Raw genomic sequence first — 8,255 nt, 5'->3', positions numbered from 1 at the left:
CGTCCTCACCAGCTTAAACAAACAATTTCCCAAGAAAAACATCGAAATTTGGTTTGAAGATGAAGCACGGCTTGGACAACAAAGCACCTCTACTAAGGTATGGGCAAAAAAAGGAACGCGGCCAAAAGCTCTTAAGGCAGACAGAATATAAAAACCTGTATGTAGCTACAGCTGTTTGCCCACGTTCAGGGCAAGCAGAAGGGATGATTTTACCTTTCTTAAATAGCCAAGGAGTGGAAATTTTTCTTAAGCAAGTTAGTCAATCGCTACCTGCTTCTTCCCATGCTTTGCTAATTTTAGACCGAGCTAGCTATCATACTAGTAAAACGCTGAAAGTTCCTTCCAATATTCACCTGCTCTTTCTACCTCCTTATAGTCCTGAACTTAATCCTGTTGAAAACTTATGGCATTACTTGCGTAGCCATTTTTGGTCTAATCGTATTTATCGGGGTTATAAAGAACTAGAAAAGATGGCAATAGCTTCTTGGAGAAAGGTATGTCTGCAAGAAAAAAGAATGAAAAGTTTATGTGCTGTATCGTATGCCTAATTGTGTAAGGAGTAATTTAAAAGCGTATAATTTAAACTTCAGGTGAAAAATGTGGATTATAACAACTAGCCAGCTAAGAATGATTTTCTCCAAGTGGATTATTGTCAATAGCTAATGCTTTAATTCTATACTTTTTTGCCTTGTCTAAATTTCCTTGTTCTTGGTAGATTGCCCCCAAAGTGTTGTAATCACTTGCCACCTGAGGATGATTTTCACCCAAACTTTTAAGGTCAATGGCGAGAGCTTTTTTAATATATCCTTTCGCTTTGCCTAAATCGCCTTGTTCTTGATAGATTGTCCCTAGATTGTGGTAATCATTAGCCACTGTGGAATGATTTTCTCCCAAAAGCTTAAGATCAATGACCAGACCTTTTTTGATAAACTTAGCGGCCTGTTCTAAATTCCCTTGTTGTTGATAAATAGTACCTAAATTGCTGTAAAAGCTTGCTAGTGGGGGGTAATTTTTACCAGAACACTTAAGTGTGATTTCTAGCGCTTTTTTTGTAAACTCAGCAGCATTCTCTAATTTATCTTGATCTTGGTAAATTTGCGCCAGATTGTTGTAACTAAGTGCTACCGTAGGATGATTTTTACCATAACATTTTAGGTCAATAACTAGAGCTTTCTGTGTATAATCAGCGGCTTGTTCTAAATCGCCTTGCTCTTGGTAGATTGCTCCCAGGTTGTTATAATCTCTTGCCACTCTGGTATGATTTTTACCAAAACATTTTAGGTCAATAACTAGAGCTTTCTGTGTATAATCAGCGGCTTGTTCTAAATCGCCTTGCTCTTGATAAATGGTTCCCAAATTATTATAATTTGTTGCCACCGTGAAATGATTTTCGCCCAAAAGTTTGAGATTAATGTCTAAAGCTTGCCTGGTATATTTAGCAGCCAGCTCTAAAATACCTTGCTTTTTATAAATTGATCCCAAGGTGTTATAACGGATGGCCACCGACGAATGGTTTTCACCAAAAAGCTTATGATCAATATCGAGTGCTCGCTTTGCATACTCAATGGCCAGCCCTAAATTTCCTTGTGCTTGGTAGATTTGCGCCAGATTGTTGTAATCGATTGCCACTGTAGGATGATTTTCATCGAAAATCTTAAGATCAATATCGAGTGCTTGCTTGGTATATTCAGCGGCTCGCTCTAAATTTCCTTGTTCTTCGTAAATTTGCCCTAAATTATTGTAATCTCTTGCTACCGTAGGATGATTTTTACCAAAAAGCATAAGGTTGATAGCCAAAGATTGTCTGGCATAATTAGCGGCTAGCTCTAAATTTCCTTGTTCTTGGTAAAGGGTTCCCAGATTATTGTAGTCTGTTGCTACTTTAGGGTGGTTTTTCCCTAATAGCCTAAGATCAATAGCTAAAGCTTGCTTAGCATACTTAGCGGCTTGCTTTAGGTTCCCTTGCGCTTGGTAAATGGTACCTAGATTATGGTAACCTGTTGCTATGGTGAGATAATTTTCACCAAAAGGCTTACAGTCGATAGCTAAAGCTTGCTCAACATACTTCGCTGCTTGTTCTAGCTTCTTTTGTAATAAGTAGGTAATAGCTAAATTGTTGTAATCTCTTGCTATCGTAGAATGATTTTCACCAAGAAGTTGACGGTCAGTAGATAATGCTTGCTTAGCATATTTAACTGCTTTTCCTAATTTCCCTCGTTCTTGGTAAATTATTCCCAGACCATTTAAGGCCAATGTATTTTGAGAGTTTTCTTTTATTGCTAGTTTAAACCAACCTTTTGCTTCCTTATGTTGAAAAAGTCTGAGAGCTATATTTCCTCGATCCTCTAGTGAGTTATCATCTAAACATGAAAGTTTAAGGCTGTCTTCATCTCCTGCTAAAAACTGCTGAATAACCTTGTAGAAAGGAATAAAGATGCGATAGATTTTTATTATTTTTTTTAAAGAGTTCTTATCTAAAGCAAATTGCTTTTTGATAAATATAGGATCATCAAAACCAAACGCCTTAATGAGTGGATTCATCATCTCTTGTTGCGCTTGATAATAAGTATAGGTTTTAAGGCGCATAATTAGCGCTATGCTCATCCATTCCTTTAACTTTTCAGCTGCCTTATGAGTTATAGTTTTTTGCTCCTTTAACTCATCAATTCTTTCAAACGTATTTGATGTTTTTAGTTCTTCGAGAAGGGCTAATCTATCTAAAGCCAGGTGAGGAAAACGATACAAATCATTTTTAACTTTGAAAAGCATTCCCTGCCTTTCAAAATCGTTTATTCCTGGATTAAAAGCCAGCATATCTGCTTGAATCAAGTGATACTTTGCTAAATATTGGCGAAGAGTAAGGCCTTCATGATAAGAAGTATTGAGCAATTCTTGAATTTTTTTATCATATACTTTAGTCAATTCAGTATCACCCTTTAAATGAGTAAAATTGAGTAGCTCCATGGGAAGATGAGGCTCTTTTTCATGCCACCACTGGCCTTTTTCATCTTTACCAATATACTGGGCCATCTGTTCAGGAGTTTGAATAAGCTCAAATGTCTTAACATTGCCTAAAGGAGTTTTACAGCCTTTTCCTTCTACTCCTGCCCCATCAAAGGCAAAACCCCGAGGTGTTAAACCATCAAAAAAAATGATGGATTTCAAGCAAGGAATGTTTAAAGCAGGAAGAATGGTTTCTCCTAAGTTGATAACATGCAAATGAAGGAGGATTGTAAAACCCTTGAAATATTCTCTATTTACTGGAGTATCTTCTTCTATAAGAATACCAAATTCTAGGTCTGAATAAGGAGTCATTTCTTCTCTAGCTAGAGAGCCAAAACCTATCATGGCGTATTCACATGGAGCAGGACCTAAATTGTCAAAAATTTGTATTGCAAGCTGCCCAAAGAAAATTTTTATCTGGCGAGCCATCTCAGCATAAAGCTTTCTTACTTCTTGAGGAGAAGGGTTCTCTGGCAGAAGTTGCATTTTCTCCTTTATTTCTTCTCTAAAAATTTTTAAGGTGCAGCGATTGTTTTCGAATTGTTTCTCTCCTACCATCGGATCAAAAGGTCTGCCTTTATATTGTTTAACAAGAAGATTTTGAACTTGGGAAAGTCTATCCTTAAGAATTTTTTGCCGCTTTTGAGGAGCTAGGCGTAAGGCATAATTGTAAAGGCCCGCCGCTTGCAAAAGCGTTTCCGAAGTTCCTTTTCTTAAATAAATATCACCTAATTTTTCTATGCAAAAGCTTTCTTGGATAAAATCTTTTTCTTGAACAGCAAATTTTAAAGCTTGCGAATAAGCCTCTTCAGCATTCTCTAGCCTAGCATTTATTAATATATTGCTATCCTTACCAATTGGAAAGATGGTCTCTCCTAGCCAATCTGCAAGTTTGTCTAAATAAAGTGGCAATTTCTGAGGTTGATACTTTGTTAAAAACTTACTGTTACTTGGCATGTATTTACTAAACACTTTTGCACATCTTCTAGCATCAAGGATGCTTTTTAATTCATTATCGTTCAAGGTGCTGAACGAAAGAAAAACCTGTTTAAAGATTTTTAGGGGTAGGCTAGTTAAGGAAGAAGGCGCTAATCTTCGTTTCTTACTAGATTCATTAGCATGCGCATTTTGCGTTAAGGCTCTTTTAATTCCACGTGTCTTCACTGTTAGCTTAGCCTTTTTAGGAGGATAAGAAGAATTATCTTCGTATGAGAAAAAGCTATGAGGAACTTTTGATTTTGAAAGAAGAGATTGAGGTTGCTTTAAATGCTGCTGCGCATACCCAAAATGACCCCCTAAGTCCACGATAAAAATGTATTCTTTAGGTCTTTCTTTTTGAGGGATAGTTTTCCATTCCTGCGATCTATTCTCTTCAGATAGGCCTTGTTCTGAAAAGATCAGCCTATCATGTATATCGCAAATTAAATGATCTTCATTAACTGTTATTAGCCTAATAGGAATAGATAAGGCCGAGGCTAATAGATCGCCTTCCCCTAAGCCACTTACCCAAGTAGATTTTCTTTTTATTTCTTCGGCTCTTTCGCTGTCGGTGTGTTTAACAATATCAGCGAGTACTTGCCTTAAATAAGAAATTTTATCTTTACAATCGTCTAATAAAGGAATTTTTCTAGAAAGACAAGTATAGCTTCCTAAAAAAGCGCTAAAGAAGCAGTCTCCATCACTAGCCACCCCTTTTAATTCAAAACCCTCTTCTTTTAAATAAGCTGTCGCAGCATTTACTTTTGCTTCTTGAGAGTCGCTAATGATAGTTGAAGGATCATACCATAAAAAATTAGCTATTGGAGCTTGGTTCCAACGGCAAAGAGAGGATGGTAAATGATTTGTTTTATCAAATGTCAGCGAAAGGGGCTGCGGTGAATTATCTTTAAAATCTTTGGAATAAAGTCTTTTCCATCCATCAGTTTGTTCAATTAATTGCTTCCATTCTTTACACACTAATTTGGCTTGACATAAATCTGGTAGACCTAATTCATAAAATATTCTTAAAGCGATTTCTGCATAAACACTACTATTCCTGGCAGAATGTTTAGATTGTTTTTGTGGCTTCTCAAAAGCAGGAAATATAATGGGGTAAATATGAAGAGACTCTAAATTCATAAATATATCCTTATTTCGTCTAATTTGATTTTCACCTGCGATTTAGATTATCTACACTTTATTTTAGATCTTTTAAGTAGGCGGTATATCTTGTCAATAAAAATATATAAAGCATTTTTTACAGAGGTTGAGGGGAGAATTTGTAGCTAAGTAAGGAAAGAGGAAAAAATTCTAAACGTAAAGTAAGATATCGGATAAGGGGTAATTGGGTCGTTCAAGGGAACTTCCCTCCTTTAGGCTCAGGTCTGTCAAAAAATCTGTTTAAATAAATAATAAGGAAAGTAGGTTTTTATTATACTTTCAAAAGCAAACCAAGCTGCGAACGAAGCAAAGCGGAGTTTGCAGCTGCTAATCATTTATACAAATGGAGATAGACAATATGCCAATTCCTGAAAAATTTGATCTACAATATGAGCTTGCTAAATGTAAAACTGCTGACGATCTGACAGGGAACAATGGCCTTGTTCAGCGCCTCATTGGCAAAATGTTGGAGCAAATGTTCCGAAAGGAAGTGGATAAGTACCTTAGCTATAAGAAGCATTCATCTAAAAGGCCATCTTTTTAGGTAATAGAGCAGCAATGGACATACCAAGGAAACAGCTAAGAGCAATTGCGGCCCTGATTGGTTTAAAAATGCCAAGAGCTTGTAAAGCAGCCTTTAAACTTATAGATATAAAAAACAAACAAAGATTAAAAAAATTCATTCTTAATCTTCCCTCCTCCTTTCTACATGTTTTGTACCCCTTAAAAAATTTCTTTGGCTTAAAAATTGGTTTTGAAAAAGAGCTTTTAAAGGTGGATGGGCAGGCGTGATCCTGCAAAGGAATAAAGAGAGAGAAATGCAAAGGGAATGCAAATGACAGCATAAAAAAATTTAAGTAAGAAATTTATTCTGTTTTCTCGTTTGCAAACGAAATAAGAAATTTATATGATGCAATTTTTTATTTGAGCATTTCTTATGGCAATATCAGCACATAAACAGATCCATTTTTTAAAGGCTTTTATGCATTTTGACGAATACAATCCTCACCATTTTTTAGGTTTGCATAAAAATAAGCGAGGGCAAAAAGTTGTACGTTTATGGCGGCCGGGAGCCAGCGAAGCTTACTTACAATTATTTGATAAAATTGTTAAAGCTAAATGTGTCCATCCAGCCGGGCTCTTTGAATATCGAGTTCCTGCACATACTTCTTTTAAAGATTACAAGGTTTACCATCATAATGGCCTATTAGACTATGATCCTTATTCCTTTTCCCCCTCGCTTGGCGATTTAGATCTCTATCTTTTCAGTAGGGGAGTGCATTATCAGCTTTACAATGTGATGGGAGGGAGGCTTGTTAACCATCAGGGAATGGAAGGCGTTCGTTTTTGCGTGTGGGCTCCTAATGCCAAAAGTGTAGCGGTGGTGGGCGATTTTAACCATTGGGATGGCCGCTGCAACCTTATGCGTTCTTTAGGTAGCTCGGGTATATGGGAATTATTTGTGCCTGGATTAAAAGAAGGTTTAAAGTACAAGTTTGAAATCCGATCTCAAGGAGAGGATTTACATCTCAAAGCTGATCCCATGGCTCTCTGTGGTGAAATGCGGCCCGCTAATGCTTCTATTATAGCCCATGTGGATAAATTTATATGGGAAGATGCTAAATGGATGGAAAAACGTCAGGCAGAGGCCGCTCAGCCTAAACCTATTCATATCTACGAAGTCCATCTTGGTTCTTGGAAGAAAAAAGAGGGCTGGCGTTTTATGAATTATCGGGAGATAGCCCCAGAGCTTGCATCCTATTGCCAGGAGATGGGCTATACGCATGTGGAGCTTCTCCCTATCCAAGAGCATCCATTAGATGAATCGTGGGGATATCAAGTATCAGGATATTATGCAGTCACTAGTCGCTTTGGAAGCCCTGAAGATTTCCAATGGTTTGTCAACTATATGCACGAAAATAATATTGGCGTTATCTTGGATTGGGTGCCCGGGCATTTTCCCACAGATAATTTTTCTTTAGGACGGTTCGATGGTACAGCTCTTTACGAGCATGAAGATTACAAACAAGGCTATCATCCCCATTGGAATACCTACATCTTTAACTTTGGACGCAAGGAAGTTGTGAACTTTCTGATCGCTAACGCTCTTTTCTGGTTTGATAAGATGCACGTGGATGGCTTAAGAGTAGACGCCGTAGCTTCGATGCTCTACCTTGATTATGGTCGTGAGGAGGGACAGTGGATTGCCAATCAGTTTGGCGGAAATGAAAATTTAGAAGCGATTGAATTTATGAAACATCTTAATTCCATCGTGCATAAAAACCATCCAGGTGTGCTAATGATTGCTGAGGAATCTACCTCTTTTCCAAAAGTTACTCATCCTGTGGAAGAGGGAGGCTTAGGCTTCGATATGAAATGGAATATGGGATGGATGAATGATACCTTAGATTATATGGCTAAAGATTCTATTTATCGTCGCCATCACCATCATAATCTGACTTTTGGACTACTCTATGCCTTCAGCGAAAAATTTATTTTAGTTTTATCTCATGATGAGGTAGTCCACGGAAAGAGAAGTCTGCTAAGTAAAATGCCAGGGGACATGTGGCAACAGTTTGCTAATTTACGCTTATTACTGAGTTACATGATGTGTCAGCCAGGCAAAAAATTGCTTTTCATGGGAGGTGAGATTGGCCAGTGGAATGAATGGTCTAGTACAGGGCAAATTGAATGGCCACTGCTGCAATTTCCTCTTCATCAAGGCTTAAAAGAGATGAACAAAGATCTCAATCACTTCTACTTGCAAAATCGCAGTCTATGGGAAAGAGATAATGATCCGGCAGGATTTGAATGGGTAGATTTTGAAGATCGCCATAATAGTGTGATCTGCTATCTTCGTAAAAGCTTGCATGATATTCTACTTTGCGTACATAATTTCACACCTAATTATTACTCTGACTACCGAGTAAATTTAAAAAATTTAGCGGCAGTGGAAGAAGTTTTTAATACGGATGATGTAAAGTATGGCGGCTCCGGAAAGCTTAATATTAATCCAGAAATCTTGATTGATTCTCATGGAAAGGCTGCCGCCTTAAAAATCCATCTTGCTCCTTTATCTACGATGATCTTAAGAGTTAATTTTTGGTAGTTTT

At 37.4% G+C, this 8,255-nt stretch carries 4 protein-coding genes; 3 read left to right on the top strand and 1 reads right to left on the bottom strand.

From position 1 onward, the window contains the following. The first annotated feature begins 59 nt into the window (after nucleotides 1-59). Nucleotides 60-548, top strand: coding sequence for a transposase (locus NEOC84_RS08940; protein WP_166158323.1), 489 nt, complete (start codon nucleotides 60-62; stop codon nucleotides 546-548). Nucleotides 549-621: 73 nt separating this feature from the next. On the opposite strand, the gene NEOC84_RS08935 is transcribed toward NEOC84_RS08940, so the two are convergent. Then, nucleotides 622-5,121: a tetratricopeptide repeat protein gene (locus NEOC84_RS08935; protein WP_166158320.1), complete on the bottom strand. Its 4,500-nt coding sequence runs from the start codon at nucleotides 5,119-5,121 to the stop codon at nucleotides 622-624. Nucleotides 5,122-5,500: 379 nt separating this feature from the next. Between NEOC84_RS08935 and NEOC84_RS08930 the strand changes: the two genes are divergently transcribed. Together NEOC84_RS08930 and glgB are read left to right on the top strand one after the other, a co-directional pair. Continuing rightward, complete coding sequence (locus NEOC84_RS08930) at nucleotides 5,501-5,686, top strand: hypothetical protein (protein WP_166158317.1); 186 nt, start codon at nucleotides 5,501-5,503, stop codon at nucleotides 5,684-5,686. A 438-nt stretch (nucleotides 5,687-6,124) separates the two neighbouring features. Beyond that, nucleotides 6,125-8,251, top strand: coding sequence for a 1,4-alpha-glucan branching protein GlgB (gene glgB / locus NEOC84_RS08925; protein ID WP_242678246.1), 2,127 nt, complete (start codon nucleotides 6,125-6,127; stop codon nucleotides 8,249-8,251). Nucleotides 8,252-8,255 lie beyond the last annotated feature (4 nt).

This window comes from Neochlamydia sp. AcF84 (assembly GCF_011087585.1).
Lineage (GTDB): Bacteria > Chlamydiota > Chlamydiia > Chlamydiales > Parachlamydiaceae > Neochlamydia.
This window is presented reverse-complemented; position numbering and strand designations above follow the sequence as displayed.